Origin of the sequence: Thalassobius sp. MITS945101 (assembly GCF_047123305.1) — a bacterium.
GTDB lineage: Bacteria > Pseudomonadota > Alphaproteobacteria > Rhodobacterales > Rhodobacteraceae > Thalassobius.
The window spans coordinates 4,013,662-4,039,676 of the sequence record NZ_CP138918.1 but is presented as its reverse complement, the minus strand read 5'-3'; the positions used below and the strand labels follow the sequence as shown (position 1 = coordinate 4,039,676).

General features: G+C 58.8%; 26 protein-coding genes. 21 read left to right on the top strand and 5 right to left on the bottom strand.

Annotated elements, in window-relative coordinates:
* The first annotated feature begins 26 nt into the window (after positions 1-26).
* Positions 27-779, top strand: a complete 753-nt coding sequence (locus tag SIC14_RS19755) for a serine protease (RefSeq protein ID WP_412563615.1) — start codon at positions 27-29, stop codon at positions 777-779.
* Positions 780-1,139: 360 nt separating this feature from the next.
* Positions 1,140-1,577: a GNAT family N-acetyltransferase gene (locus SIC14_RS19750; RefSeq protein WP_412563614.1), complete on the top strand. Its 438-nt coding sequence runs from the start codon at positions 1,140-1,142 to the stop codon at positions 1,575-1,577.
* 298 nt (positions 1,578-1,875) lie between these two features.
* Here SIC14_RS19750 and SIC14_RS19745 read toward each other — a convergent pair whose 3' ends face one another.
* Entirely contained in the window at positions 1,876-2,427 is a 552-nt protein-coding gene (locus SIC14_RS19745; RefSeq protein ID WP_412563613.1) for a carbonic anhydrase, read from the bottom strand.
* A 20-nt stretch (positions 2,428-2,447) separates the two neighbouring features.
* A complete protein-coding gene (locus SIC14_RS19740) occupies positions 2,448-3,536 on the bottom strand; it encodes an NmrA family NAD(P)-binding protein (RefSeq protein WP_412563612.1) in 1,089 nt (362 codons plus the stop codon).
* A gap of 132 nt (positions 3,537-3,668) precedes the next feature.
* On the opposite strand from SIC14_RS19740, the gene SIC14_RS19735 reads away from it, so the two are divergent.
* On the top strand, positions 3,669-4,340 hold the full coding sequence (locus tag SIC14_RS19735; protein WP_412563611.1) for a winged helix-turn-helix transcriptional regulator: 672 nt from the start codon (positions 3,669-3,671) through the stop codon (positions 4,338-4,340).
* A gap of 19 nt (positions 4,341-4,359) precedes the next feature.
* Here the strand turns inward: SIC14_RS19735 and SIC14_RS19730 are convergent, their stop codons facing one another.
* On the bottom strand, positions 4,360-5,217 hold the full coding sequence (locus SIC14_RS19730; RefSeq protein ID WP_412563610.1) for a MurR/RpiR family transcriptional regulator: 858 nt from the start codon (positions 5,215-5,217) through the stop codon (positions 4,360-4,362).
* A 204-nt stretch (positions 5,218-5,421) separates the two neighbouring features.
* On the opposite strand from SIC14_RS19730, the gene SIC14_RS19725 reads away from it, so the two are divergent.
* The 6 genes from SIC14_RS19725 (at position 5,422) to ddpX (ending at position 11,433) form a co-directional block, all read left to right on the top strand.
* The gene (locus SIC14_RS19725; protein ID WP_412563609.1) at positions 5,422-6,987 is read left to right on the top strand and encodes an ABC transporter substrate-binding protein; all 1,566 of its coding nucleotides are present in this window, start codon (positions 5,422-5,424) and stop codon (positions 6,985-6,987) included.
* Between the two features lie 68 nt (positions 6,988-7,055).
* Entirely contained in the window at positions 7,056-8,072 is a 1,017-nt protein-coding gene (locus SIC14_RS19720; protein WP_412563608.1) for an ABC transporter permease, read from the top strand.
* Positions 8,072-8,962 carry a D,D-dipeptide ABC transporter permease gene (ddpC, locus tag SIC14_RS19715; RefSeq protein ID WP_412563607.1) on the top strand — a complete coding sequence of 297 codons (891 nt, stop codon included), beginning with the start codon at positions 8,072-8,074 and terminating at the stop codon, positions 8,960-8,962. The genes SIC14_RS19720 and ddpC overlap by 1 nt, the downstream gene beginning before the upstream one ends.
* Position 8,963: 1 nt before the next feature.
* Complete coding sequence (locus SIC14_RS19710) at positions 8,964-9,941, top strand: ABC transporter ATP-binding protein (protein ID WP_412563606.1); 978 nt, start codon at positions 8,964-8,966, stop codon at positions 9,939-9,941.
* Positions 9,938-10,912 carry an oligopeptide/dipeptide ABC transporter ATP-binding protein gene (locus SIC14_RS19705; protein ID WP_412563605.1) on the top strand — a complete coding sequence of 325 codons (975 nt, stop codon included), beginning with the start codon at positions 9,938-9,940 and terminating at the stop codon, positions 10,910-10,912. The genes SIC14_RS19710 and SIC14_RS19705 overlap by 4 nt, the downstream gene beginning before the upstream one ends.
* Positions 10,903-11,433, top strand: a complete 531-nt coding sequence (gene ddpX, locus SIC14_RS19700) for a D-alanyl-D-alanine dipeptidase (protein ID WP_412563604.1) — start codon at positions 10,903-10,905, stop codon at positions 11,431-11,433. The genes SIC14_RS19705 and ddpX overlap by 10 nt, the downstream gene beginning before the upstream one ends.
* A gap of 59 nt (positions 11,434-11,492) precedes the next feature.
* Here the strand turns inward: ddpX and SIC14_RS19695 are convergent, their stop codons facing one another.
* Positions 11,493-12,365 (bottom strand): amidohydrolase family protein, encoded by an 873-nt coding sequence (locus tag SIC14_RS19695; RefSeq protein WP_412563603.1) that lies wholly within the window; start codon positions 12,363-12,365, stop codon positions 11,493-11,495.
* The gene (locus SIC14_RS19690) at positions 12,362-13,366 is read right to left on the bottom strand and encodes an ester cyclase (RefSeq protein ID WP_412563602.1); all 1,005 of its coding nucleotides are present in this window, start codon (positions 13,364-13,366) and stop codon (positions 12,362-12,364) included. Before SIC14_RS19690 ends, SIC14_RS19695 begins: the two co-directional genes overlap by 4 nt.
* Positions 13,367-13,479: 113 nt before the next feature.
* Here SIC14_RS19690 and SIC14_RS19685 point away from each other — a divergent pair, with 113 nt between their 5' ends.
* The 12 genes from SIC14_RS19685 to SIC14_RS19630 all read left to right on the top strand — a co-directional run bounded on the left by SIC14_RS19685 (position 13,480) and on the right by SIC14_RS19630 (position 26,009).
* Positions 13,480-14,544, top strand: coding sequence for an ABC transporter ATP-binding protein (locus SIC14_RS19685; RefSeq protein WP_412563601.1), 1,065 nt, complete (start codon positions 13,480-13,482; stop codon positions 14,542-14,544).
* 72 nt (positions 14,545-14,616) lie between these two features.
* Positions 14,617-15,843, top strand: coding sequence for an ABC transporter substrate-binding protein (locus tag SIC14_RS19680; protein ID WP_412563600.1), 1,227 nt, complete (start codon positions 14,617-14,619; stop codon positions 15,841-15,843).
* Positions 15,844-15,908: 65 nt separating this feature from the next.
* Positions 15,909-16,937: a carbohydrate ABC transporter permease gene (locus SIC14_RS19675; RefSeq protein WP_412563599.1), complete on the top strand. Its 1,029-nt coding sequence runs from the start codon at positions 15,909-15,911 to the stop codon at positions 16,935-16,937.
* Positions 16,937-17,818: a carbohydrate ABC transporter permease gene (locus SIC14_RS19670; protein ID WP_412563598.1), complete on the top strand. Its 882-nt coding sequence runs from the start codon at positions 16,937-16,939 to the stop codon at positions 17,816-17,818. The genes SIC14_RS19675 and SIC14_RS19670 overlap by 1 nt, the downstream gene beginning before the upstream one ends.
* Before the next feature lie 129 nt (positions 17,819-17,947).
* On the top strand, positions 17,948-18,493 hold the full coding sequence (locus SIC14_RS19665; RefSeq protein ID WP_412565904.1) for an ester cyclase: 546 nt from the start codon (positions 17,948-17,950) through the stop codon (positions 18,491-18,493).
* A 10-nt stretch (positions 18,494-18,503) separates the two neighbouring features.
* Entirely contained in the window at positions 18,504-19,835 is a 1,332-nt protein-coding gene (hisD, locus tag SIC14_RS19660; RefSeq protein ID WP_412563597.1) for a histidinol dehydrogenase, read from the top strand.
* A 58-nt stretch (positions 19,836-19,893) separates the two neighbouring features.
* Positions 19,894-20,946 (top strand): ester cyclase, encoded by a 1,053-nt coding sequence (locus SIC14_RS19655; protein WP_412563596.1) that lies wholly within the window; start codon positions 19,894-19,896, stop codon positions 20,944-20,946.
* A complete protein-coding gene (locus tag SIC14_RS19650) occupies positions 20,943-21,707 on the top strand; it encodes an SDR family NAD(P)-dependent oxidoreductase (RefSeq protein ID WP_412563595.1) in 765 nt (254 codons plus the stop codon). The genes SIC14_RS19655 and SIC14_RS19650 overlap by 4 nt, the downstream gene beginning before the upstream one ends.
* A complete protein-coding gene (locus SIC14_RS19645) occupies positions 21,707-22,735 on the top strand; it encodes a LacI family DNA-binding transcriptional regulator (RefSeq protein ID WP_412563594.1) in 1,029 nt (342 codons plus the stop codon). The genes SIC14_RS19650 and SIC14_RS19645 overlap by 1 nt, the downstream gene beginning before the upstream one ends.
* Entirely contained in the window at positions 22,722-23,711 is a 990-nt protein-coding gene (locus SIC14_RS19640) for an ester cyclase (RefSeq protein ID WP_412563593.1), read from the top strand. The genes SIC14_RS19645 and SIC14_RS19640 overlap by 14 nt, the downstream gene beginning before the upstream one ends.
* 151 nt (positions 23,712-23,862) lie before the next feature.
* The gene (locus SIC14_RS19635; protein ID WP_412563592.1) at positions 23,863-24,825 is read left to right on the top strand and encodes a cupin; all 963 of its coding nucleotides are present in this window, start codon (positions 23,863-23,865) and stop codon (positions 24,823-24,825) included.
* A 62-nt stretch (positions 24,826-24,887) separates the two neighbouring features.
* Positions 24,888-26,009 (top strand): cobalamin-independent methionine synthase II family protein, encoded by a 1,122-nt coding sequence (locus SIC14_RS19630; protein WP_412563591.1) that lies wholly within the window; start codon positions 24,888-24,890, stop codon positions 26,007-26,009.
* Positions 26,010-26,015: the final 6 nt, after the last annotated feature.

Below are 26,015 nucleotides of genomic sequence, written 5' to 3'. Positions count from 1 at the left end.
GCGGGCATTTCTGCGGTGGTGTGCTTGTGTCACCGGTCATCGACAAGATAACCGACACATCTGGAAAAAAGGTCGATGTGGTCAAAAGTTGGGATGCAGGTGATCCGCGCCCTCGCGTGATGCTCACGGCGGCCCATTGTGTGACCCAAAAATCCGGAAGTGTGACAGAAATAGCCGGGCTCGAAGTTGTGAGTGGCAACACAAACATCGCTGCCGTGGGCAAAGTTGTGCAACAGGTTGAAAAGATAATTCCCCATCCCGACTATGACGACGACACGATGGCAAATGATATCGCGATTCTGATCTTGTCAGAGGCGCCCAATCCCGTGCCCGATGGTGCAAACCCGCGTTCGATCGCGCTGCCCCACCCTGCGGATGTAGCCAGCTACAAAAGCGTCACGGCGGCCCATTCTGTTATGGGCTGGGGAACCACCGAAAATGGGTTTCTGTCGCAATTCCTGATGCCTGTACGTGTGCCCTACAGTGATCAGGCAGCCTGCAAAGCGACCTATTCGGGGATCGGTTGGGACGTGCACGCCACTTCGTTCTGTACCGGCTTCGTTTCGGGCGGGTTCGACAGTTGCCAGGGAGACAGCGGTGGCGTGTTGTTCCACCGCCCAACAACCGGGGCCAACAGCAATCAACTGGCCGCCCCGGTGTTGACCGGCATTGTGTCATGGGGGCGTGGATGCGGATTGCCGGGCTTTGCAGGTGTCTATGCCGATGTGGCTGGACAACGCGCATGGATTGAAAACGAGGTAATTAAGTCTCTGAACTAGAGCAATTTCGTGGGCGGAGCCTTCCGATGGCTCTGCCCACTTTCGGCCTGCGTGAAGAAATCACAGGACCGCGCCCGTTGCCGCCATTCTGGGCAGAAGTTCAATTGCACCAAGGTTCTCGTTTCTATGTGCGTTCTGATGACAGGGCCTTCGACACTTGCTGGAAACGAAAGTCCGTTTAGGGTTTCACAAGTTTTACTGCGACGCGGCGCATTCACATTTCCGCCCTTGGTTCAGAGTGCGAGTTGCTGACTTGGCTGTAAGCGACAGCTTGTAACGGTTGCGGCGAAAGTCCAAATTGAGTCCATCTCACATCTTTCCGCATTGCGGCATCGACCCCGTTCAAAGTAGAAAATTCCCATGAAGATTATGGTATGTGACCCAGATCACCCTGACGCTAAAAGCGTTCTTTCACGGCTTTCAGAAACTCTTCTGGGAGTTATTGACGATACTGGGCAATCATCTTTCGATGCCGATGATGTCCGGCAAACTCGCTCAGCTTTTGTTGTTGGATACGACAGTGACATTCCAATTGCATGTGGCGCGCTGAGGCCAGTTTCTGAAGAAATCGTGGAACTTAAGAGGATGTACGCTGAAAGCGGCACGGGATCGCTCATACTTCGGGCTCTTGAGGATCGTGCGACAGACCTTGGTTACGCGAAGATTTGGTTGTCCACGCGGATCGCCAATCACAGGGCAGTGAACTTCTACAAGAAACATAAATACAAACAGGTTGAGAATTACGGGAAATATGTTGGCCGCGACAACTCTATCTGCTTTGAAAAAGTCTTAAGTTAGCGATAATCGAACGGCCGCAAAGTCCGCTCGGCGACCGTTAGAGCGCTTTGTTTGAATGACCGTTTGGGGCTCTGATCGGCGATCTCGCCGGCACTATTTTGAAAGGGCATTGTGCCTGATTGGATCAATTCGCATTCCTCAGGAGGAGCTTAGAGACGGTTCCAAGGTTACGTGAGCAGACTGAACCAAAGGGTGCTGTGCGCGCTAAGGAGCGGTTGAGAAGGGCGGTGCCATGTTGCGTTCTACACGTGCCCCTCTATTCTTTTGCTCGCGCTGTCCTCACTAAACGCGACGCCCCTTAGGCCAGGGCCGCTGCAGGCACAATTTCGCGGGCCTGGCCCGTGGCGACGTCGTAGATAAATCCTGAGACAACCACATGGGGCGGCACTTCCGGCGCATTGCGCAGGCGTTCAATGTCGTTCCGCAGGCATTCTTCGTGGTCGGTAATGGCAGAGCCTGCCACATCAATGCCAAGTTTGCCTTTGATGACCCGTTGGAACTGGGGGTCGGCGAAACGCTCTGCGCCGCATTGGGTGTGCTGCATGATCATGACCTCGAACGGGCCGGGGCTGTCGCCGTCCAACATGGCGACCATGAAGGCCAAAGTTGCAATTTCCTGAAGCGCTTCATCGGTGATCCGCCCGCCATTGTTGCGCATCACAACGGCGTCTCCCAGATCGATCCCCAGCACATGGGCCGGATCGACGCGGGCATCAACGCAGGTCAGAACAACGGTGCGCAGCTTTGGCAGGATGGGCAGATCCGCATCTGAAAAACCTTCTGCAAATAAACGGTTGCGGTCCTTGAGGGCCGTGGTGCTGGTTGGATGTGTGGTTGCGGGATTGGACATGGTGGTCTCCTGTGATCGGGTTAGTGCGTTGGGGGGGAGGGGTGGTGATGAGCGCGCCACTCTGCGCAGTCCTGACTGAAGCGGGGGGCGGAGAGGGTGACGTAATCGCGATCTTGTTGAACCCGTTGCAGGTCGAGCCGCGGGGTGAGCAGAACCTTGGCAAATGCGGCCAGCCCGGAGGCCCGGCGCAACCACTTCCGGCGCATCGCTGGCTGGGCGGCAACGGCCTGTGCGACGATCTCTTCAAGACTCTTCGGCTTTTGCCCGGTGACGGCTTCGACATCCTCAGTGGGGGCATTGATGGCAAAGGTGCCGCGGCGATACTCTTCGGCGTAGATGGCCAATTGCGACACAGCCGCTTCAGAATAGTTCGCGGGTGGCCAGGCCCTGAGCGCCTTAACCATCATGTTTTGCGAGACATCCATGTAGCGCACCCTGTGCCCCAAAACGCGGCCCATGGTCTCGGCGATCTCATTGGGGGAGGTCAGTTTCTGTCCGGTTGGCCGGTAGCTTTTGCCGGCGTGGCGCGCTGGATCCGTTAAGGCCGCAACAACAACCCTTGCGATATCCTCATTTGAAGGGGCGGCGTTTTTGGCCTGATCCCCCGCGCCCAGGGGCATTGCGAAAAGACCCAGTTGCGCCGCTAGCCCCAGACCCATCATATAGTTGTCTGCAAACCAGCCCGGGTTCACCTTTGTGACACTTGTGTGGGGCGAGAGATCGGCCAAGTGATCTGCAAGGTAGACTTCACGGGTGAATAGTGAGGGGTGATCGGCGGCCGTGAGCCATTGGCCAAGGGTGACAACATGTTCCAGCCGGGCCTCATGCGCTGCAGCCGTGAAGACTGCGCTGAAGTGCAACCCGTTGGGGGCTGTCGGGGCACATTGATAGGCCCGCTGCATGCCCTCAATCGCACGGCGCATATCGGTGATGGCGTATTGATTGCCCTCAAACAGCTCTGCACCAGCCTCGGCCAGCAGATCAGACCGGTGGTCCCTTTTGCGGATGAAGGCGCGGACAGGAAATCCTTTCTCGCGCAGCTGTAGCACCACATGCAGGCCGGTTTTGCCTGCGGCGCTAGTGACCAATATGTTTGGCTTGGTTGACATGTTCGTGCTCCAAAATGATGCTGCATAAATAAGTAAATCGATTGCTTTATTTTTTAAAGTAACGTTTTTGTGAGCTATGCGCACTGCACATTGCAGGACCCTTTGGCGATAAGGGATCGGAAAGAGGACCCCATGGCAAAGACACGTTCTTACAAGCTGTTGTGCCCCATCGCGCGGGCGCTTGACCGGATCGGCGACAGGTGGACCCTGCTAATTCTGCGTGACCTGATGGCGGGGCCCGCGCGGTTTTCGGAGTTGCAAAAAGGGCTGAAAGGCATCGCGGCCAATCTGCTGACAGAACGGCTGAATAAGTTGACCCGCGACGGTCTGATCACCCAGCAAGAGCTGGAGCATGGGGTCACTGTCTATGTTCTCACGGCATTGGGGCAAAAAGCTTCGGATGTTGTTTTTGAACTGGCGATGTTTGGGGCAAATTTTGGTCCCGAAGGGGATGTCATTGCCCCCGGAAACCTGCGCACAGTTGCGACAACCTTGGGCTTGGCAGCCAAGCGGGTGGTGCCCGCCGGCCTGCAGTTGGACGCGCGCATTGTTGTCGATGCGGAAAACATATACCTGTCGGCCAAGAACGGAACGGCCACTGTGCGATACAGTGAGAAGCCGATTGACCAAGACGTGGCTGCCACGCTGGTCACATCTTATGCGGCGCTCATGGCATTGACGGATGGGGAATTGACGATGGCTGCGTTTTTGAGCGACCACAGCCAGGTCAGCGCGGCCACACCGGAGGCCGCGCAGGATTTCGCCTTGTTAATGCAGGAAATTATCGGGCTGTTGGGCCAATAGGCTGTCCTTCGGTATCCCCTCATTCGGGTATGAAATTGCCAAACAGATCCTGAGATTTTGCCACCCGTTCTACCTTGTCGCGGGCACTGTCCCCAAGGGCGGCAACAACGTCCTGATACAGCAGGTTCAGGCCAAAATGGATGCCGGTCGGGAAGGGCAAAAAAAAATGGCCTTCGTTTGGGTAGGGCAGCATCACATCGCTCAGTTCGCTGCCCCAATCGCAGAATTCATCGCAGAACAGGATGACCTTAAAACCACGCTCCCGCGCGGCCTTGGCCAGAATAGGGCCTTGGTTGCCATAGCGAAATGTGTCGATGATGATCAGCGTTTTGGTTTTGGCTTCATCGCCAAAAACCTCGGCGTAAACCCCGTCAGTGCCGTCCAGAAACACAACGTTTGACCGTAGGTATTTCAGCCGCATCGCAAAGCCGTTGGCCAGATACTGCATCACCTGAAATCCAACCATCATCACACTTTCGGAATGGGCCACATGGTCGACGGCCTGACGCCAGCCTTCAGTGGCGCGGAGATCAAGCGCTGTGCCGATTGCCGCGTCGGCGATGGCGCGGTCGCGGTCTTCGTCGCGGCTTTGGGTCGCCTGTTTGAAGCTCTTGAAGCGGCTGCCGATTCGTGCCGAGGTCGGCCCGTAGAGGTTGCTGCGTACATCGGCCCGTAGCGCGTTCAGATCGGAAAATCCGAGCTTTTTGAAGAACCGGCTCACCGTCATTGGGCTGACCTGCAGCTTGCTGGCAATTTCTGCGCTGGTCTCCAGTGCAACCGCTTCGGGGCGAGAGGTCAGGTAGGTGGCAACCCGTTGTTCCAGCTTGGTAAACGGCTGTTTGGCGTTGGCAATTGCCTCAGAAATATTTGCGCTCATTCGCAGTCCCTTTTGCCCGACCGGACCCCTTGGCAGTCGTGGTTCGGAGCGACCATACCAAAATTATATTGGTATGCACATACCAAAACACTGTTGACTGTTATGTATGTAACATGAAGGTTCTAGGGACTTGCCGTTGGGGCCTACCCCAAACTGAATTTGCCCTGAGGGCGCGCAGATATTGTTCTGGGGAGGACAGAAAGTATGAAAATTTCACAATGGTTTCAGGTTGTTGGCGCAGCGACCGTGACGGTCGGTATGGCAATCCATGCCCCAGTTGCGCTGGCGGACAGCGACTCGGACCTGCTGGTTGTTGCCAAAGCAGCGGACCCGCAAACCTTGGATCCGGCACAGACCATGGACAACAATGATTGGACCGTAACATACCCGCTCTACCTGCGGCTGGTGCGCTACGACGTGTCCGAGGACGGCAAGGGGCTGACCTCGGTTGTGGGGGAATTGGCCAGCAGCTGGACCGCCTCCGCCGATGGAACCGTTTGGACCTTTGACCTGGCTTCCGGCAACGCCTTCAGCGATGGCGCGGCGGTGGACGCGGCAGCGGTTGAGTATTCCTTCAACCGACTGATGGATCTGGGGCGCGGCCCGTCCGAGGCCTTTCCGGGCGGTATGAAAGTCGAAGCCAGCGGTGAGATGCAGGTGACCTTCACGCTGGAGCAGCCCTTTGCGCCGTTCCTTTACACGCTGGCCAACAACGGCGCGGGCATCGTGAACCCTGCCGTTGAGGGCAAAGGCGGCGATCATGGCACCGAATGGCTGTCGGGCAACTCTGCCGGGTCGGGCGCTTACATGCTGACCGGCTGGGAGCGCGGCCAGTCCCTGGTGCTTGAACCGAACCCGCATTACGGCGGCGCAGCGCCATCGATCGAAAAGGTCCGGGTCGACATCATCGCCGAAGCTGCCGCGCGTCGCCTGAAACTGGAAGCGGGGGACGTCCATATCGCCGAAAGCCTGCCGGTCGATCAGTTGGATGCTCTGGATGGGGCTGCCGGAATTGAGGTTCAGAACTACCCAAGCCTCAAGGTAACCTATCTGTATTTGAACAATAAAATTGCGCCGCTGGACAACGTGGACGTGCGTCGCGCGATTTCAAACGCGGTGGACTATCAGGGTATCATCGACGGCATTCTGGACGGCAACGGCGTGCAGATGCGCGGCCCGATCCCCGAAGGCATGTGGGGTCAGAACAAGGCGGCAATCCAGCATTCCTATGATCTGGACGCCGCCAAAAAAGCGCTTTCGATGGCGGGCGGCACCTCAGAGGAAATCACCTTCCTCTATTCCGACCGCGACCCTCTGTGGGAACCGATTGCCATCGCAACCCAGGCTTATCTCAGCCAGCTGGGTCTGAACGTGAAACTGGAGAAACTGGCCAACGCCACCATGCGCGAGCGTTTCGATACCGGTGAATTTGGCATTGCAACCGGCAATTGGAGCCCGGACTTCGCCGACCCCTACATGTTCACCAACTACTGGTTTGACAGCAAACGCCACGGCCTGGCGGGCAACCGCAGCTGGTACACCAACGACAAGGTGGACGGTCTGCTGCAAAAGGCTGTGGTCAGCTCGGACCCGGCAGAACGCACCGCGCTTTATGGCGAGCTGCAGGAAATCGTGACCGACGAAGCAGCCTATGTCTACCTGTTCCAGAAAGACTACCGCATCGCTGTGCGTGAAGATGTGGCGGGTTTTGTATTTAACCCGATGCTCGAAGACATCTTCAACTTTGGCAGCATGTCGCTGTCCAAGTAATTCCTGAAAACAATCGGCCAAAGGCGGTATCGCCGCCTTTGGTCTGATACCAATTAAGAAACGCGCTGATGTCTTTCCTAAATGTCATCCGCCGCCGATTGATGTTCCTGGTACTGGTGCTCTTCGGCGTGACGGTCATTACCTTCACCATCTCAAACCTCATTCCCGGTGACCCCGCCCGGATGATCGCGGGCGATCGTGCGACGCCGGAAATCGTGCAGAACATTCGCGAGGATCTGGGCCTCGATAAGCCGTTGCCGGTGCAGTATTTCCGCTACCTCGAAGGGGTGGTGCAGGGGGACTTTGGCACCTCGATCCGGACCCGCCGTCCGGTCTTGGAGGATCTGCGGATCTTCTTCCCCGCCACCTTGGAGCTGGCGCTGACCGCCCTTTTGTTCGCGACGGCGCTCGGGATTCCGCTGGGCGTGGCCTCCGCTGTTTGGAAAGATAAACCTGTGGATCATTTGGTCCGGGTGATCGCCGTCACCGGGATCTCCACCCCGGCCTTCTGGCTGGGTCTGCTGGTGATCCTGCTGTTTTACGGCAACCTTGGTTGGCTGCCGAGTGGCGGACGGATTGACCCGTCGCTGGAGATGCCAAACCGCGTCACTGGGTTTCTGATGTTTGATAGCCTTTTGGCAGGTGATCTTGCCGCCTTTGGTTCTGCGCTGAAACACATTCTCTTACCTGCCTTCACCTTGGGTTTTGTGCATCTTGGTGTGGTTGCCCGCCAGGTGCGTGCCGCAATGCTGGAAGAACTGCAGCAAGACTATATTCGGACTGCCAAGGCCAATGGCCTCAGCCGTTTCAAAATCGTCTTTACCGAAGCGCTGCCCAACGCCATGATCCCCTCGATCACGGTGCTGGGTCTTGCGCTGGGGGACCTCCTGTATGGGGCCGTGTTGACGGAAACCGTCTTCGCCTGGCCGGGCATGGGCGCCTATGTGGTGAACTCGATCCAGGCGCTGGATTTCCCGGCGGTTATGGGCTTCACCGTTGTGGTGTCACTGGCCTATGTGCTGATCAACCTTGCCGTTGATCTGATCTATATGGCGGTTGATCCGCGCATCCGGGAGGTCTCGTGATGAGCGACGTATCCGTTTCCCCGAACCCGTTGAAACGTGCGCTTGGTCGCGTGAACTGGGGCTATCTTTGGTATCAACTCAAGCAGAGCCCGCTGACGCTGGGGGGCGGCGCGATTGTGTTGACAGTGTTGCTGCTGGTGATCTTCGCACCCGTCTTTGCAACCCATGACCCAAATGCGATCGATCTGCGCGCCCGTCTCACCGCGCCAAGCCTGACGCATTTCTTTGGCACGGACGAAGTGGGCCGCGATATCTATTCCCGGATCCTTTACGGCGGGCGACAATCCGTGGCGGTCGGGTTCTTTGTGGTGATCGTTGCGGGACTGTCAGGAACCTTGATCGGTGCCTTTGCGGGGCTGATCGGTGGGCGTGTCGACACCGTCATCATGCGGTTGATGGATGTGGTCCTCTCAGTGCCCTCTTTGGTGCTGATCATGGCGCTGGCAGCCGCCCTTGGGCCAAGCCTGATCAACGCGGCTATTGCCATCGCTTTGGTGCGGGTCCCGGTTTATGTGCGCCTCGCACGCGGCCAAACCCTGCTGATCCGCGAGATGTCTTTTGTCACCGCGGCCGAGACTTTTAAGGCGTCCAGACTGCATATTCTACGGTGGCACATTCTGCCCAATATCCTGTCACCGGTGATGGTGCAGGCGACGCTGGATTTGGGCAGCACAATTCTGTTGGCTTCGGCTCTCAGCTTCATCGGGCTTGGCGCACAGCAACCCACCGCGGAATGGGGGGCGATGGTGGCCACGGGACGGAACTATATTCTGGATCAATGGTGGTACTCGGCCTTTCCCGGCTTTGCCATCCTGATCACCGCCACGGCCTTCAACCTCCTTGGGGACGGCATCCGCGACATCCTTGATCCCAAACAGAAAGCCCGTTGATATGGCAGATCCCGTTTTGAAAATCGACGCGCTGGAAGTGCTATTTCCTGGTTTTAGGGGCAACGTTCATGCCGTGAATGGTGTGGATCTTGAGGTCCAGCCAAGTGAAATTGTTGGACTTGTTGGTGAAAGTGGCTCGGCCAAGTCGGTCACCGCAATGACCGCGCTGCGCCTGCTGCCGAAAGGGTCTTACCGGCAAGACGCTGGAAAAATCAGTCTGCTGGGCCGTGATGTCGCCAAGATGTCAGAGCGCGATATGAACCATCTGCGCGGCGGCGATGTGGCGATGATCTGTCAGGAACCACAAACCGCGCTGAACCCGACCAAGAGCATCGGCAAACAGATGCTGCGGGTGATTGAATTGCATTCGGATTTGCGCGGCAGGGCGGCCAAAGCGCGTGCCATTGAGCTGCTGCAGGACATGCGCATCAATGATGCAGAGGAAATCCTGACCCGCTATCCCTTCGAATTGTCAGGCGGTATGCGGCAACGGATCCTCATTGGGATGGCTTTTGCCTGTGCGCCAAAGCTGCTGGTCGCGGATGAGCCGACAACGGCACTGGACGTCACAGTGCAACGGCAAGTGTTGCAGTTGCTGCACGCCAAAGCCCACCAAACCGGAGCGTCGGTGCTGTTCATCTCGCACGATCTGGCGGTTATCAGCCAGTTCTGTGATCGGATCTATGTGATGTATGCAGGGCGTGTTGTGGAAACCGGCCCCGCGCAAGAGGTGCTTGGTAATCCGCAGCACCCCTATACCGCAGCCTTGATCGAGGCTCTGCCAGAAGACGCGGATCCTGGCGCCCCGCTGACCTCGATCCCCGGCACGGTTCCCAATCTGGTGAAACCACCGCGCGGCTGTGCCTTTCAGCCCCGGTGCCGCCACGCCCACGCAGATTGTGTCATTCGCCCCCACCTGACACCGGTCGGTCCCGACCACCAAGCAGCCTGCTGGCTGCGCGAGGAAACCCCGCAATGACACATCCGACAAACACACCCCCCATAATGGCGCTGCAAGGCATCCACATGCGGTTTCCATTTGGGCAGGATTGGCGCGGACGGCCCCGCGGCTACGTCCATGCGCTGAACGGAATTGATCTGGAAATACCGCGCGGCAAAACCCTGGGGATTGTGGGCGAAAGTGGCTGTGGCAAGTCTACACTGGCGCAGGTTCTGATGGGCATTCGTGCCCCAAACGAGGGCAGGGTGGAGCGTAATTTTGCCAGCGACCACGACGTTCAGATCGTATTTCAGGACCCGCAAAGCTCGCTCAACGCACGCATGCCGGTCTGGCGGGTTATCACCGAACCGGTGTTTGCGCGCCACAAGCGCCCGACGCTTGAGTTGCGCGCACTGGCCGCAGATCTTGCCACCAAAGTGGGCTTGCGCCCAGAGGTTCTGGATCGCTATCCGCACGAGTTCTCCGGTGGGCAGCGGCAGCGGATCGCCATTGCGCGGGCGCTGTCGTCTAACCCGGATGTGATTGTTCTGGATGAGCCAACCTCGGCGCTGGATATCTCGATTCAGGCACAAATTTTGAACTTGTTGAAGGACTTGCAGGCTGAACGGGGACTTACCTACATTTTCATCTCCCATGACATTTCCGTTGTGCGCTACCTATGTGACGCCGTGGCGGTGATGTATCTGGGGCAGGTGGTCGAACAGGGCCCTGCGGCCACGGTTCTGGCTGCCCCGCAACATCCCTATACCAAGCTCTTGCTGGCCTCGATCCCCACTATGCGGGGGGGCGCAGGCCTTGGCGACGCGCTTGCCAACATGGATCTGCCGTCGAACCGCAAACTGCCGCGGGGCTGTTTTTTCAAAGACCGCTGCGACCGGGCGGACGCGGCGTGTGAACAGCGGCAGGATATGATTCAAACCGGTGATGGGGCAGTTCGGTGTTGTCAGCTCGAACCGGCACAGGCCGAGAAAACCCCAGCATGCGCCTAACACCCATTGCACATCCGGCAATCGATGTGCAGCTGGCCTATGCCACGCGGTACAATTTTGCCGGAGAGGTACTCTACACCCGGGCCGAAGACCAGGTCGCCCGCCTGCATCCCGATGCGGCGGCCGCGCTGTATCACATGGCGGAACGTGCGGCCGCACTTGATCTTCGGGTCCGGGTTCTGGATGCGTTTCGTCCGCAATCGGTGCAAAGGCGCCTTTGGGCAGTGCGGCCGGACCCTGAGTTTGTGGCCGATCCGGCGGTCGGATCGGACCACAGCCGCGGTATTGCTGTGGACCTAACTTTGACAACCAATGAAGGGTCCCTACTCGATATGGGAACCGCCTTTGACGCCGCTTTGCCGCAATCCCATCACGGTAGCATCGACATCCCCGCTAAGGCACAGCGCAACCGCTGGATCCTGTTGGGGTTAATGGCTGAGGCGGGTTTTCAGCACAATCCCTTCGAATGGTGGCACTACAGCTTGGCGGACAGTTTGAACTATCCACTTTTGCTTGGATGAATTGCCTGCAACTGTCGCACGTGATCGCATTGATAGGGGAAGATATAAGGCCCCGCCCATCATGCAAACCGGTAGAACGCAGCTGCGTTCCTTCCAAAAACCGCGTCATGCCAGTCAGTCGGCACCAGGTTTTCGAGCGTGGCGAAAAGAGAGGCATAGTCGGAATACAAGCTGTCGACGGGGAAGTTTGAGCCAAACATCAGGCGATTGGCGCCAAACTGTTCCATGCAGACCTCAACAATGGGTCGGAAGCTGTCTTCTGTCCAATTGTGATCAAACATGCCAAGGCCCGAAAGCTTGCAACTCACGTTGGGTAAATTCGAAAGGGTTTTCAGCTGACCGGCCCACTTCGCCACCCCTTCGGGACTGCGATCATGCGGGGATCCAGCATGGCAAAGCGCCACTTTCAGATCTGGCACTGTTTCCAGAATTTTCGCCGTATCCGCCATCAGTTCGGGGATCAGCTGCAGATCGAAGCTCAGCCCGCGACTGGCCAGCTCTGCCAGACCCTCGCGAAATCTGGGGTCGGCCAGCAGAGTATTGGTGCCTGTCTGGGCGTCTTCACCAGGGGCGCGGCCGACGATCTGGCGCACACCGCGCAGGCTATCGAGGCGCTGCAACTGGTCCAGTGTGTGCCCCAAATCTGGGGTTGTCAGATCGGCAAAAGCAACCTGCACCAGGGGCCAGTCTGGCGTTGCCTCGGCCACCTGTTGGATCCAGGCGGCCTCAGCCATCGCATTGTCGGCTCCCACCTGAATGTGCACGGACCCGGCGATGCTGTGACGGCTTGCACCCAGGCGAAACTCATCGATCAGGTAATTGCGTTGGATTGGGGTCGGATCCCCGAAAAACCGTTCTACACCCTCCGCCATGAGCCAGGGGTAGTGGACCGCTTGCAGATCCCACAGGTGGTGATGCGCATCAATTTTCATGTGTGAGGCACCTCGGCCATGCGGGCAAGGATATCGACGCCCTGTTGTTTCCAGAAATGCAGCAGATCAATGAAGATCCAGTTCTCGGCCAGTTTGTCCCCGTCGCGGCGGTAGATATCGATAACCCGGAATTCCCCGGGTTTGCTGGTGGCGGGCATGCCCATAAATCCCCCTGTTGGGGTGGCGGTGAAGTTTGGCCAACCAAAGAACCCGCCGTAATGGCCCTCGGCAAGGCGGCAGATGTGGTAGGTTTTGGAACGGTCCGTGAACCCTGCCCGAAACGGGCCTGAATGCTGCTTGGCGTACCTCGGAATTGTGTAGGTCGCGCCAATGCCTGCAGGCCCCCACCATAGCATGTCTTCGTGCCAGGATTGGCGCAGTTCATCTTCAAGGCTTAGCCCGCTGTCCCATTGCCCCAGATCGCTGATCATGTTGTTGATCGCGGCCAGCGTTTTCTCTCCCTCAGGTTCGGGCTGCGGCGTGAACATCAGACCGTCATGCGGGGCGGGGCCCGGTTGCACCATATGGGCGCCGGTCTGAGGCGGAAACGGCTGCAGCCCGGCCTGCATCATCAGATGTGGCAGGTCAAAATACATCGCCGTTTCCGTGATCTGCCCGTTCTCAACCTTGTTGAACTCGCAGTAGCGCAGCATGACCAGCTTGCCGGTGGGGGCGATGCCCAGCCAAGGCGCATCAAACAGCCCCATCAGATGGCCCATCGACACCCCCCAGACCGAGGCAAAGCCGTCCATCTCATTTCGGCCCGCCATGAAGACGTCCTGCCGCCTCTGCATATGGGGCAGCGCCGTCTTTAGCGGGGCCCAAAACCGATCTGCCACCAAGGCCGCCCCTCGAATTTCGTCAAAGGGATGGTAGCCACGCCAGATGTGATTCGCCGCGTAGTAACGCTCCAGAACGGTCTGTGTCCCATCAGGGGCGGCCTTTTCCAGATCTTGGTAAAGCGCGGTAATTATTTGTTTTTCTTCGTTGAAGTTGGTCATTCGTCGGGTGCCTCTGCATACGTCTGCAAAAAAGTCTTGCCGAAAACATATGCTTGAGTCTAGCCTTTGTGCATACGTATGCAAAAGCGTGTTTCATTCGGACGGGGGAGAGCATGGCCGAAATTCAATTGCGCAACGTTGGCAAGCGCTGGGGGAGCTTTGTTGGGGTCGACAATTTCGATCTGACCATTGCGGATCAGGAATTCCTGGTGCTCCTTGGCCCGTCCGGCTGCGGTAAGACCACCACGATGCGCATGATCGCCGGGCTGGAAGATGCCAGCGAAGGGGAAATCCTGATTGATGGCAATGTGGTCAACGATCTGGAACCCAAGGACCGCGATGTGGCGATGGTATTCCAATCCTACGCGCTGTACCCGAACATGAACGTCTATGAGAACATCCGCTTTCCCTTGAAAGTGCGCGGGATCGATCCTGCGACCCACGACGAAAAGGTGCGCCGGGCCTCGGCCATGGTGGAGCTGGACGAGTTCCTGCATCGCAAGCCTGCCGAACTGTCAGGTGGGCAACGCCAACGGGTTGCGCTGGCGCGCGCCATCGTGCGCGAGCCCAATGTGTTCTTGATGGACGAACCGCTGTCCAATCTGGACGCCAAACTGCGGGTTTCGACCCGCGCGCAGATCAAGAACCTCAGCCATGAACTGGCTGTCACCACCATCTACGTCACCCATGACCAGATCGAGGCCATGACCCTCGCGGATCGGGTGGTGATTATGAAAAAAGGCGTTGTACAGCAGGTCGGCACCCCGGTGGAGATCTATGACACCCCCGCCAACACCTTTGTTGCGAGCTTCATCGGCAACCCGGCGATGAACCTCTTGGAGGGCACCGTAGAGGGCGGCGTGTTCCGGTCGGATTCTACCGAAGTGCGTGGGCTCAGTGCCCCCGACGGCAAGGTAACGCTGGGCTTCCGTGCCGAAGATGCCAGCGTTGTGGAAGGCGGCTCCGGCGAAATCAACGCGCCGATCTACACGCTGGAACTGCTGGGGGACAGCACCATGGTTTCGGTGCGCCTGGGCGGACATCTCGTCTCGGTCAAAGCGGACAAAAGCTTCCGGGCTGAAATCCACGACATGGTGTCGCTGCACATCCACACAGATCACTGCCACCTGTTCGACACAGAAACAGGGGCCCGTATCGAGGCCAAAAGCGGCCTCTAAACCAGTCGCACTTGCGGCACATCAAGAGTGCAGCCTTCGAAGATGCACTTACATTCCAGGGAGGAAACTGTAATGTTTTTCAAGAAAATTGCCCTTGCCAGCGCATTGGCTTTGTCCGCAGGCGGTGCCTTCGCCTGTGAGATCAACGCGCGGGTGAACATCGTCGGGAACGAGTTTCCGGCAATTCAAACCGTAGGGGCGGGTGCTGCCGAATGCAGCGGTGCTGAGGTCAAAAAGAACCTGACCGCTGATCACAAAGACATCCACGTTGCTGGGATGCAGGGGGATCCGGCGGAATACACCTCGGCGATTGTGGCCAACTCGACCCTGACCATTCTGATGAATGACGATCTGGTGCGTCCGCTGGATGATCTGGTGGCCAAACACGGTCAGGCGCTCAGCAAGAGCCAGCTGATCACCGTGGATGGTCAGGTTATGGCGGTGGCCTTCATGGCCAACGCGCAGCACCTGATGTACCGAAAGGACATTCTGGCAGACCTCGGGGTGGAACCGCCGAAAACCTATGAGGAAATGCTCAGCATCGCGGCGATGATCCGCGACAAGGGCATCATGCAGAACCCAATTGGTGGCGCCTATGCGGCGGGTTGGAACCTGGCGCAAGAGTTCAACAACATGTTCATCGGCTACGGTGGCACCTTCTTCAAGGAAGGCAGCGCGGAGCCGAACATCAACTCCGAAGCCGGTGTGCAGACGCTCACCATGATGAAGGCGCTGACGGAGTATATGAACCCCGACTTCCTGACCCATGACAGCAACGCCACCAATGCGGAATACCGCGCTGGCAACATCGCGATGCTGAACATGTGGGGCAGCCGCGCGGCAAGCCAGACAACGGCAGACGGCATCACCGAAGCGGTGAAGAATGGCCACGCCATTGCTGGACCGATGACGGTGGGCGGCGGCGACATTCCGGCCTCGACCCTTTGGTGGGACGGTTGGACCGTTGCCAAAAACGTCAGCGATGAAGAGGCCGAGGCCACCTTTATTGCCATGATGAACGGCATTCGTCCGGACCTGATGAAGGACAAGGACATTGCTTCGCAGGCGGTCTGGCTGATCGATGGGTATGAACCGACTGAGGCCGCCGTTGGTGTGTTCCAAGCGGCGCAGTCGGGCACCCAGCCCTATCCGATGGTGCCCTACATGGGCCTGATGCACGGCTCGATTGGCAACGAACTCTCAGACTTCCTGCAGGGTAAGGAAAGCGCGGAACAGGCGCTTGCCGACATCGAAGCGGCCTATATCGCCGCGGCCAAGGAAAAAGGCTTCCTGAAGTAAGCCTTCCTCCCGACCGGAGAGGGATCTTTCCTCTTCGGTTCCCCTCTCTCAGCTCGGATCGTTAGATGAAACACCGTACTTTCTTCTGGTTCTTTTTGCCGACCGGCCTTGCGATGCTGCTGTTCATCGCCATGCCCATCGTGTCGGTTGTGACCCAGTCGGTCTTTGCCCCGCATGAGGCGGTTTTGAAAACCGTCGAGAACTGCACCCCTCTGGTGGGCTGCACCAAGGAAACCACCATCGATCAAGAGGCCACCCGCGAAATCCGCGAGGCGCAGCCTCTGGGCCGCTTTGTTGGGCTGGATATCTATCTGGACCGGGGGCATCTGGCGGTGGTCGAAGTTGCCGAGGCCTGGCAAGTCAGCGAAGACTGGGGCGCGTTCTGGTCCAAGCTGTTCAACCTGCCGCTCTACCGCGCGCTGGCCTTTACCTTGACCTATACCTTCATCGTGACGCCGTTGCTGATTGTGCTTGGATTGATGATCGCCCTCGCGGTGAACTCTCTGCACCAGCGCCTTAAGGGCCTCATGATCTTCTTTTCGCTGCTGCCGATGATTGTGACGCCGCTTATCGGGTCCCTGATCCTGTTCTGGATGGTGGACAGCCGCGGCATTATTGGCTCTGCCCTGGTCTCCCTAGCCGGTGATCCCAACTTTTCGCTCAAGGCCTCCACCGGTCTGACCTGGGTGATGCTGATCATCTACGGGATCTGGAATTCGGCCCCCTTTGCCTTTGTGGTGTTCTACGCCGGGCTGCAAACCCTGCCGAAAGATCAGATCGAAGCGGCCCAGATTGACGGCGCCAGCCGTTGGCAACAGATCAAATATGTGGTGGTCCCCCATCTGATGCCGCTGGTCACATTTGTGGCACTCATTCAGCTCATGGACAACTTCCGGGTCTTTGAACCGGTGGTCGGATTCAACGCCTCGGCACATGCCACATCCCTGAGCTGGATCATCTTCAACGACCTCGGCGGCGAGACGCGACAGCTCTCGGCAGCCTCGGCAACCTCTGTACTGACAATCATTGGCGTCGCCATCCTGCTGTCACCGGTTCTGGTGCGCACCTGGCGCGATTTCAAGGGCAAAGCATAATGGCATCGAAAGCTCAAAGAATGCCCGTCGGGCTCCGCATCGCGTCCAGTGGCTTTGTCCTGGTGTGGTTCATCCTCGCGGCTTTCCCGTTTTTCTGGACGCTCTGGGGATCGTTCAAAGTGGAGTTGGATTTCTTTTCGATCTCCGACTGGACCAACGCCCTGACCGGCGAGCGCACAGAGGCGGCCTATGGCCGCTCGGTCACCGGCGCTGGCTACTTGGGGGCCTGGGTTCAGGAAGAGTTCTGGCGCAATGTGATCAACACCTTCATCGTGTGTTTCTTTGTGGTCTGCACCTCGCTGACCATTGGCACGCTGGGCGGTTACGCCCTGTCGCGCAGCTCTTACCGCTATACCTTCTGGCTGCTGATCACCGCCCTGATCTTCCGGGCGATGCCGCCGATCACCTTGGTGGCGGGCTATCTCTTGCCGTTCTTTGAATGGAACGTCTGGGGCATCCTGCCCACCACTATCATCGTGTTGGTGGCGATCAACCAGCCCTTCACCCTGTGGATGCTGCATTCGTTCTTCCAAAACATCCCCAAAGAACTGGACGAAAGCGCCAAAGTGGACGGCTGTACGCAGTTCCAGGCCTTCCGCCATGTGATTGTGCCGGTGATGTGGCCGGGCGTGATCACCACGGGGCTGTTCAGTTTCCTGCTGGCCTATAACGACTTTGCCGTGACCGCGATGCTGCTCAGCGAAAGCAACCGCACCATGGTTCCTGCCATCGCCGCCTTCCTTGGCACCACCTACACCGAAGGCAACGTGATGTTCGCTGTCGCCGCCGTGGTCTCGGCCACCGCCCCCTTGTTCGTGCTGGTCATGTTCTTCCAGCGCCAGATCGTCAGCGGTCTGACAGCAGGCGCGGTGAAAGGATGAGCGCCAAGGCCAGATACACCGCGGTTGGGCGCCACCCAGCGCTAAACCGTATGCCAAGGGACTTTCTCGCAGCCCCTCTCGCTCCCAACTGCGCAGAACCTCCCTTGGCACTTTTGAAGGATTAGAATGATGAAGGGCTCCCGTCCCGAACAGGCCGTGCTGACCAAAAACACGGATATGAGCAAAACCGAAGCAACCCGCGCCGTCATCGAAGGCATGGTCGATGGGCTCAATGACCACCGGATCAACGATATTGGCGAGTTCTTCGCCGATGGCTTCCGCTGGCTGGGCAATCAGGGCTGCGGCACCAAAACTGGTCTGCAAGAATTTCAGGACAATTGGCAGCGACCGTTCCAGGCGGCCTTTTCCGATAAGGTCTGCATCGATGAGGCACGCCTCTACATGGGCGAATGGGCCGCCGCTTTCGGTCGGCAGGAAGCCACTCACTCGGGTGCGTTTCTTGGCATCCCGGCCACCGGCAAGCGGGTTGAGATCCGCTACATGGATTTCTGGAAAGTGGTCGACGGCAAGATTGTCGACAATTGGGTGAACGTCGATTTCGCTCATGTTGCGGCTCAGCTGGGGGTCGATCTTTTCAATGGGGAAGGCTGGGAAGCCTTTGATCGCGGTGAAAAAACGCCACCGCGCCCCGCAAATGCGGCTGCTGGAAACTAAGGACAGACGGATGAGCATTCACTACCTGAAACGTGGCAAACCCGAAGCGGATCGTGCTGAGGATGACGCCAGAACCCGCGCCGTTGTTGAAGCAACGTTGAAGGACATCGAGGCGCGCGGTGACGCGGCGGTGTGCGAATTGTCGGAGAAGTTCGACAACTATTCTCCGGCGGCCTTCCGGCTGAGTGAGGCAGAGATCGCGGCGCTGATCGCTTCGCTGTCAGAGCGTGAGCTGGCCGATATCAAATTTGCACAGGAACAGGTGCGCAACTTCGCACAGGCGCAGCGCGACTCGATGCTGGATATCGAGGTTGAGACCATGCCCGGCGTGATCCTCGGGCATAAAAACATCCCGGTACAATCGGTGGGCTGCTACGTTCCCGGCGGCAAGTTCCCGATGGTGGCCTCGGCCCATATGTCGGTCGCCACCGCCGCGGTCGCAGGGGTGCCCCGCATCATCGCTTGCACCCCGCCGTTTCAAGGCAAACCCAACGCGGCCGTGATCGCAGCCATGCATCTGGGCGGGGCCCATGAGATCTATGTGATGGGCGGCATTCAGGCCATCGGCGCCATGGCGCTGGGCACGGAAACCATTGATCCGGTCCATATGTTGGTGGGCCCCGGCAACGCTTTTGTTGCCGAAGCCAAACGTCAGCTTTTCGGCCGTGTGGGCATCGACCTGTTCGCGGGACCCACCGAAACCATGGTGATCGCAGATGAGACCGCCGCCGATGGCGAACTTTGCGCGACCGACCTCTTGGGCCAGGCTGAACATGGCTACAACAGCCCCTGTGTTCTGCTGACCAACAGCCGCAAACTGGCCGAAGACACTCTGGCCGAGGTTGACCGTCTTCTCGGCATTCTACCCACCGCCGACACCGCCCGCGTCAGTTGGGAGGAATATGGTGAGGTGATCGTCTGCGACACCTATGAGGAAATGCTGCAGGTGGCGGATGGAATTGCCTCGGAACATGTGCAGGTGATGACTGATCGCGATGACTGGTTCCTGGACAATATGACCTGCTACGGCGCGCTGTTCCTCGGTCCACGCACCAATGTCTCCAACGGGGACAAGGTGATCGGCACCAACCATACGCTGCCAACGAAAAAGGCGGGCCGCTACACAGGTGGCCTCTGGGTTGGGAAGTATCTGAAAACCCACAGCTATCAGAAGGTCACCACGGATGAGGCGGCGACATTGATCGGCGAATATGGCTCACGTCTGTGCCTGCTGGAGGGCTTCGTTGGCCACGCCGAGCAATGCAATATCCGCGTCCGGCGCTATGGCGGCATCAACGTGCCCTATGGTGAAGGCGCGCCTTACCGTGAGGCGGCGGAGTGATCAAAGGGGCGAGGGGCCAGCCCCTCGCGCTCCCCGGAGTAGTTCTGGCAAGATGAAAATGGACCAACACACGCATCACAAGGCGCTGATCCAAAGCTTCCGGCAGGCAGCTTATGATTTTGATGCCCCTGCTGTGACCGCTGCGCTGCAGGACCTGCTGGCGCCGGATGCCGTGGTGCGGCTGGGCCATCCTTTGGGCGAAATGGTGGGGGCTGAGGCGTTTTTTGAATGCGCCTATGCACCGCTGTTGCAGGCGATGCCGGATCTGGAACGGCGTGACTATATCGTCATGGCCGGAACGGACGATCAGGGCCAGCACTGGGTTGGTTGCGCCGGCAGCTACATGGGTGTGTTTACTGCCCCTTGGCTGGATATTCCGCCCACCGGCCATCTGACCGCCATGCGCTATCACGAGTTTTTCCGCTTTGAGGCGGGCAAGGTCGTTGAGGTGCAGGCGCTTTGGGACATCCCTGAGGTGATGATGCAGGCCGGCGCCTGGGCGATGGCGCCCGCGCTTGGCAAAGACTGGCATGTGCCGGGGCCCGCCACGCAGGACGGGCTGGTGCCGGGGCCTTATGATGCGGCGCAGGGGCAGGCCAGTTGTCAGTTGATTGTCGATATGTTGCAGGCGCTGGTGCGTCATCCGGCGGATCCAAATCCTAAGGTTATGGAAATGGAGCGGTTTTGGGACAGGCGCATGAATTGGTACGGCCCTGCGGGCATCGGCACCGCACGCGGGCATGCCGGGTTTCGCAATTGGCATCAGATCCCGTTTCTGAACGCCATGCCGGATCGCGGCCAGCATGAGGGTGAGGTGACGCATCATTTCTTTGGCGATGGCAATTACGCGGCGGTCACCGGTTGGCCCAACATGATGCAGGCCCTGTCTCAGGACGGCTGGCTCGGTATTGCCCCGGCGGGGCGCAAGATCTCACTACGGTCGCTGGATTTCTGGCGGGTTGAGGGCGGCAAGATCCGTGAAAACTGGGTCTTGGTTGATCTGTTGGACGTCTACCGGCAATTGGGTGTGGACGTTTTTGCGCGATTGCGTGAATTCAATAAAGCGCGCAGCATGGCGCGCTTGAATATCCCGGATGGAATGACCCAATGATAGATCTGCCCCGCACCCCTTCGTTTTCACTCAGCGGCAAACGTGCCCTTGTCACCGGCGCCTCCTCAGGCATCGGGCAGGGCTGCGCCGTGGCGCTGGCCGAGGCGGGCGCGCATGTGATCTGCGCCGCTCGTGGGGGTGACAAACTGACAGAAACTGTCACCGCGATGCAGACTGCGGGATACAGCGCTGAGGCGCTGCAACTGGATCAGAGCGATCTGACAGCGGTTGCGGCGGCGGTGGCCGATCTGGATCTGGACATCGTTGTGAACTCCGCCGGGCTGGCGCGGCATACGCCTGCGATTGAAACCACGCCCGAGGATTACGATGCCGCGATGGGGCTAAACCTGCGCTCGGCCTATTTCCTGTCGGCCTATGCCGCCAAGGCGATGATTGCGGCGGGCAAGAAGGGGTCAATCATCCATATCTCCAGCCAGATGGGCCATGTCGGCGGGGTGGACCGAGCGGTCTATTGTGCCTCCAAACATGGGCTGGAGGGTATGGTGAAATCCATGGCCATCGAATGGGGCCCGTCGCAGATCCGCATAAACACGGTCTGCCCAACCTTCATTCGCACGCCCTTGACCGCGCAGACGTTTGAGCGACCAGACCGCAAGGCCTGGGTGGAGGAAAAGATCAAGCTGGGCCGCATTGGCGAGGTCGAGGATATCATGGGCGCGGTGGTTTACCTGGCCTCTGACGCCTCCGCTCTGGTCACCGGTACCTCGATGTTAATTGACGGCGGGTGGACGGCAGACTGATGAGCGCAAGTAAAGTCACCTCCACCGAAGTGGCCCGCCGGGCGGGTGTCAGCCAATCCGCGGTCAGCCGGGTGTTCACGCCGGGCGCCTCTGCCTCCAAGGCGACCATTGCTAAGGTGCGCAAAGCCGCCGAGGAACTGGGTTACCGCCCGAACAACTTGGCCCGCGCCATGGTGTCCGGCAAAAGCCGGATCATCGGGCTGGTCGTGGCCTATTTGGAAAACCAGTTCTATCCGATTGTGCTGGAGAAACTGTCGAACGCTTTGCAGGAACAGGGTTATCACATCCTGATTTTCACTGCGCCGAACTCCTCGGACGGGGTTGAATCGGTGATTCAGGATCTGATGGACTATCAGGTGGATGGCATTGTTGCGGCCTCGGTCTCGCTGTCTTCGGATCTGGCCGAACGGGCGACGCAGGCAGGCATTCCGGTTGTTCTGTTCAACCGAGGCCAAGATCACAGCCCCTTTGTCGAGGTTACCTCGGACAATATCGCGGGCGGACGGCAGGTGGCTGAATTCCTTGTGGCCGGAGGGCATCAACGGATCGCCCATATCTCGGGTTGGCAGGGCAGCTCAACGGGGCGCGAACGTCGACAGGGATTTGGAGAAGGTCTGGCAGCCTCAGGCGTAGCGCCGGTTGCAACGCTCGATGGCATGTACAGCCGTGAAGTGGCGATGGAATGCGCGGACCGGTTGCTGAAGGAGCAGGATCCCGACGCGATTTTTGTGGGCAACGACCACATGGCCTTTGCAGTCATCGACCACCTACGCAAACAAGGCGTCGAGGTTGGCCGCGAGGTTTCCGTCGTGGGCTACGATGATGTGCCAATGGCCGCCTGGGGCGCCTACGACCTGACCACAATTCGCCAGCCCGTGAACCGGATGGTGGAAGCCACAGTGTCAGCCCTGATGGCTCATATCGATAATCCAAATACTGCCGCCCCGCGCCGTGAGACCATTGATGGTCCGTTGATTGTGCGCGGATCGGCCAGAGTACCAGAAGGATGGCTAGATGAAGGGGTTTGATCCCAAATTCACTGATTTCCCGGACTATATCGTCGGGATCACCAAGGAGATCTGGGAAGATCGCGGCCTTGCAACGCTGCATGAATACTATGCGCCCGACATTGTGGTGCGGATGCCCGGGTCAGTCTCAACCGGCAACCAAGGGGTGATTGCCGCCACCGCCGCAACATTGGCGGAGTTTCCTGACCGCGCCCTTTTGGGTGAAGACGTCATCTGGTCCGGCACGCCGGAAGAGGGCATGCTGTCGAGCCACCGGATCATGTCCACCGCGACCCATCTGGGCGACGGGATGTTTGGGCCGGCGACGGGCAAGAAATTGGCCTACCGGATTTTGGCCGATTGTCATGCCAAGAATAACGCCATCGATGATGAATGGCTGATCCGTGACAACGGCGCGGTGGTGCGCCAGATGGGCTGGGATCCCAAGGATTTCACCCGCGATCTGATCGCGCGCGAAGGCGGGCCTGAGGCCTGCGTGAAGCCGCTGTCACCCGCCAATGACCTTGAAGGGCCTTACAAGGGGCGCGGCAATGACAATGCTTGGGGGCAGCGCCATGCCGATCTGCTGAGCGCCATGATGGCGGCGGATATGGCAGCGGTTGAGCGCGAGTATGATCGCGCCGTGCAAACCGAATACCCCGGCGGCGCCTCCGGCCACAGCTGGGATCCAGTTGACCGGTTCTGGATGTCGCTGCGCGCGGCCATGCCCTCGGCCAAGTTCACGATCCACCATCAGATTGGCCGCGATGATCCCAACATGCCGCCCCGATCGGCTCTGCGTTGGAGCCTGCACGGCAAGCACGATGGCTGGGGCTGTTTTGGTGCGCCGACGGGGGCGGAACTCTATGTGCTGGGCATCAGCCACGCCGAATGGGGCGAGTTGATTGGCGGGCAGATCAAGCTGCGCCGCGAATGGACGCTGTTTGATGAAACCGCCATTTGGAAGCAGATCTTGCTGCATAGCGGGGATCTCTGAGTGAGTCTTGGGACCTCATATCTGGATGCCAGTCAGGCGGGGCAGCGGGCGCATGCCTTCTTTGCGTCGCGGCGGGCACGGCGGCTGAACAACCGCCCACCGGGAAGTTGGGTTTGATCCTTTCAAGCCCAACTTTCACAGGAGAACAGACATGAGTAGCATTCAATCCCGCATCGTTCGTTATGGCGAGCTGCGCCCGTGCAAAACCGCCTTCATCGACGCCCATACCCCGGGCAGTGACCAGAAGGAAAACTTCACTATTGTGGGGGGCGGCGTCTCCGAAAGCCCGGATCAGCACGTCCATATCACCGATAAAATCGGCTTCAACATCGGTGCGGCAGGCCAGCCGCCGAAGTGCCGCAACTCACTGCACAGCCACACCACAGCTGAGGTGTTTTTTGTCGCCAAGGGGCGCTGGCGCTTCTTCTGGGGGCGCTATGGCACGGCGGGGGAATTCATTGCCGAGGAAGGCGATATCTTCAACATCCCCACCGGCATCTTCCGTGGCTTTGAAAACGTGGGTCAGGACTACGGCATGATCATGTCGATCCTGGGCGGAGATGACGCCGGCGGCGGGGTGACCTGGGCCCCGCAGGTGATCGAGGATGCGCAGGCGCATGGTCTGATGCTGGGCAACAACGGCGTGCTTTATGACAGCAAGAAGGGTGAGGAACTGCCACATAACGTGCAGCCCATGCCGGTGCTAAGCGAGGAAGAGCTGAAAGCCTATCCTGAGGTGCCCGTCGGTGATGTGATTGGCCACTATGTTGCCCGGTATTGGGATCTGATGGCGCTATCGTCCAAGGCTCCGGCGGCGGTGATCGGGGAAAACGCCCTGATCAAGGACAAACCGGGCTTTGACGTGGATTTCCTCAGCCGGGGTTCTGCCATGACCGAGATGGCGAAGGCAGACCGGCCGGTGGTTCTGATGCCGGCCAGCGGCCATTGGCACATTGTGATCGAGGATGTTGAGGTGACGCTGTCCAGCGGTGACACGGCGGTAGTGATGCCGGGCGAAAGCTACAGCGCCGCGCCCTCCATGACCGGTGAGGCGGGGCTCTATCGGATCACCGCCACCGATGATCCGGCCGGGGCCACCTGGACAGGCGCCTAAGCGTTAAGACAGCAGGCCCGGCGCAGGTCGGGCCTGACATCTATCTGAGGGGAGGACGCAGAATGACCAAGATCAAAACCACACATGTCGGTTCATTGCCACGCAGCCAGGAGGTGGTGGATTTCATCTTTGCCCGTGAAAATGAAACCGCTTATGACCCCGCAGCCTTTGATGCGGCGATGACCGCGGCGGTTTCTGAAACGGTGCGCAAACAGGTGACAGCCGGGGTGGACATCGTCTCGGACGGGGAAACCTCCAAGATCTCCTATGCCACCTATGTGAAAGACCGCTACACCGGGTTTGCCGGGGACAGCCCGCGCAATGCACCGGCAGATCTGAAGATGTTTCCCGGTTTCCTGCAGCGGATTGCCGATGATGGCGGCACGCCGCAATATGCCCGGCCCATGTGTGTGGGGGAGGTGACCTCAAAAGGGCAGGGTGAGTTGCAGAAAGACATCGCCAACCTCAAGGCGGCGATGGCGGAACATGGGGCGGAGCGCGGTTTCATGAATGCGGCCAGCCCCGGTGTGATCTCGCTGTTCCTGCAAAACGATTTCTACAAAACCCGCGAGGCCTATCTGGCCGCCCTCGCAGATGCGATGCGCGAAGAATATGAAACCATCGTGTCCGCGGGGCTGGATCTGCAGCTGGATTGTCCGGATCTGGCGCTGTCACGCCATATGCTGTTCAACGATCTGAGCGATGCCGAGTTTGTCAAAGTCGCCAACATGCATGTGGAGGCGCTGAACCACGCACTGCAGAACGTGCCGGCGGAGAAGGTGCGGGTGCATATCTGCTGGGGCAACTATGAGGGGCCGCATTGCTGTGACATACCGATGGACAAGGTCTTTTCCACACTGATGGCGACCAAATCGCGGTATGTGTTGTTTGAAACCTCAAACCCGCGCCACGCTCACGAATGGACCGTGTTCCGCGACCGCCGTGCTGAAATCCCCGAGGATAAGGTGCTGGTGCCGGGTGTGGTGGATACGACCACCAACTTTGTAGAACATCCCGAACTGGTGGCGCAGCGGATTGATCGGTTCACAGGTATCGTTGGCCGGGACCGGGTGATCGCCGGATCTGACTGTGGATTTGGCACTTTTGCGGGCTTTGGTGCGGTGGATCCCGATATCGCCTATGCCAAATTGGCCGCCCTGTCAGAAGGGGCAGCCTTGCTGTGAAGACCC

What these genes read in the sequence shown, in the direction of transcription:
- SIC14_RS19750 (WP_412563614.1), top strand. Translation starts at nt 1,140, where the DNA reads ATGAAGATTATGGTATGTGACCCAGATCACCCTGACGCTAAAAGCGTT.
- SIC14_RS19745 (WP_412563613.1), bottom strand. Translation starts at nt 2,427, where the DNA reads ATGTCCAATCCCGCAACCACACATCCAACCAGCACCACGGCCCTCAAG.
- SIC14_RS19740 (WP_412563612.1), bottom strand. Translation starts at nt 3,536, where the DNA reads ATGTCAACCAAGCCAAACATATTGGTCACTAGCGCCGCAGGCAAAACC.
- SIC14_RS19735 (WP_412563611.1), top strand. Translation starts at nt 3,669, where the DNA reads ATGGCAAAGACACGTTCTTACAAGCTGTTGTGCCCCATCGCGCGGGCG.
- SIC14_RS19730 (WP_412563610.1), bottom strand. Translation starts at nt 5,217, where the DNA reads ATGAGCGCAAATATTTCTGAGGCAATTGCCAACGCCAAACAGCCGTTT.
- SIC14_RS19725 (WP_412563609.1), top strand. Translation starts at nt 5,422, where the DNA reads ATGAAAATTTCACAATGGTTTCAGGTTGTTGGCGCAGCGACCGTGACG.
- SIC14_RS19720 (WP_412563608.1), top strand. Translation starts at nt 7,056, where the DNA reads ATGTCTTTCCTAAATGTCATCCGCCGCCGATTGATGTTCCTGGTACTG.
- ddpC (WP_412563607.1), top strand. Translation starts at nt 8,072, where the DNA reads ATGAGCGACGTATCCGTTTCCCCGAACCCGTTGAAACGTGCGCTTGGT.
- SIC14_RS19710 (WP_412563606.1), top strand. Translation starts at nt 8,964, where the DNA reads ATGGCAGATCCCGTTTTGAAAATCGACGCGCTGGAAGTGCTATTTCCT.
- SIC14_RS19705 (WP_412563605.1), top strand. Translation starts at nt 9,938, where the DNA reads ATGACACATCCGACAAACACACCCCCCATAATGGCGCTGCAAGGCATC.
- ddpX (WP_412563604.1), top strand. Translation starts at nt 10,903, where the DNA reads ATGCGCCTAACACCCATTGCACATCCGGCAATCGATGTGCAGCTGGCC.
- SIC14_RS19695 (WP_412563603.1), bottom strand. Translation starts at nt 12,365, where the DNA reads ATGAAAATTGATGCGCATCACCACCTGTGGGATCTGCAAGCGGTCCAC.
- SIC14_RS19690 (WP_412563602.1), bottom strand. Translation starts at nt 13,366, where the DNA reads ATGACCAACTTCAACGAAGAAAAACAAATAATTACCGCGCTTTACCAA.
- SIC14_RS19685 (WP_412563601.1), top strand. Translation starts at nt 13,480, where the DNA reads ATGGCCGAAATTCAATTGCGCAACGTTGGCAAGCGCTGGGGGAGCTTT.
- SIC14_RS19680 (WP_412563600.1), top strand. Translation starts at nt 14,617, where the DNA reads ATGTTTTTCAAGAAAATTGCCCTTGCCAGCGCATTGGCTTTGTCCGCA.
- SIC14_RS19675 (WP_412563599.1), top strand. Translation starts at nt 15,909, where the DNA reads ATGAAACACCGTACTTTCTTCTGGTTCTTTTTGCCGACCGGCCTTGCG.
- SIC14_RS19670 (WP_412563598.1), top strand. Translation starts at nt 16,937, where the DNA reads ATGGCATCGAAAGCTCAAAGAATGCCCGTCGGGCTCCGCATCGCGTCC.
- SIC14_RS19665 (WP_412565904.1), top strand. Translation starts at nt 17,948, where the DNA reads ATGAAGGGCTCCCGTCCCGAACAGGCCGTGCTGACCAAAAACACGGAT.
- hisD (WP_412563597.1), top strand. Translation starts at nt 18,504, where the DNA reads ATGAGCATTCACTACCTGAAACGTGGCAAACCCGAAGCGGATCGTGCT.
- SIC14_RS19655 (WP_412563596.1), top strand. Translation starts at nt 19,894, where the DNA reads ATGGACCAACACACGCATCACAAGGCGCTGATCCAAAGCTTCCGGCAG.
- SIC14_RS19650 (WP_412563595.1), top strand. Translation starts at nt 20,943, where the DNA reads ATGATAGATCTGCCCCGCACCCCTTCGTTTTCACTCAGCGGCAAACGT.
- SIC14_RS19645 (WP_412563594.1), top strand. Translation starts at nt 21,707, where the DNA reads ATGAGCGCAAGTAAAGTCACCTCCACCGAAGTGGCCCGCCGGGCGGGT.
- SIC14_RS19640 (WP_412563593.1), top strand. Translation starts at nt 22,722, where the DNA reads ATGAAGGGGTTTGATCCCAAATTCACTGATTTCCCGGACTATATCGTC.
- SIC14_RS19635 (WP_412563592.1), top strand. Translation starts at nt 23,863, where the DNA reads ATGAGTAGCATTCAATCCCGCATCGTTCGTTATGGCGAGCTGCGCCCG.
- SIC14_RS19630 (WP_412563591.1), top strand. Translation starts at nt 24,888, where the DNA reads ATGACCAAGATCAAAACCACACATGTCGGTTCATTGCCACGCAGCCAG.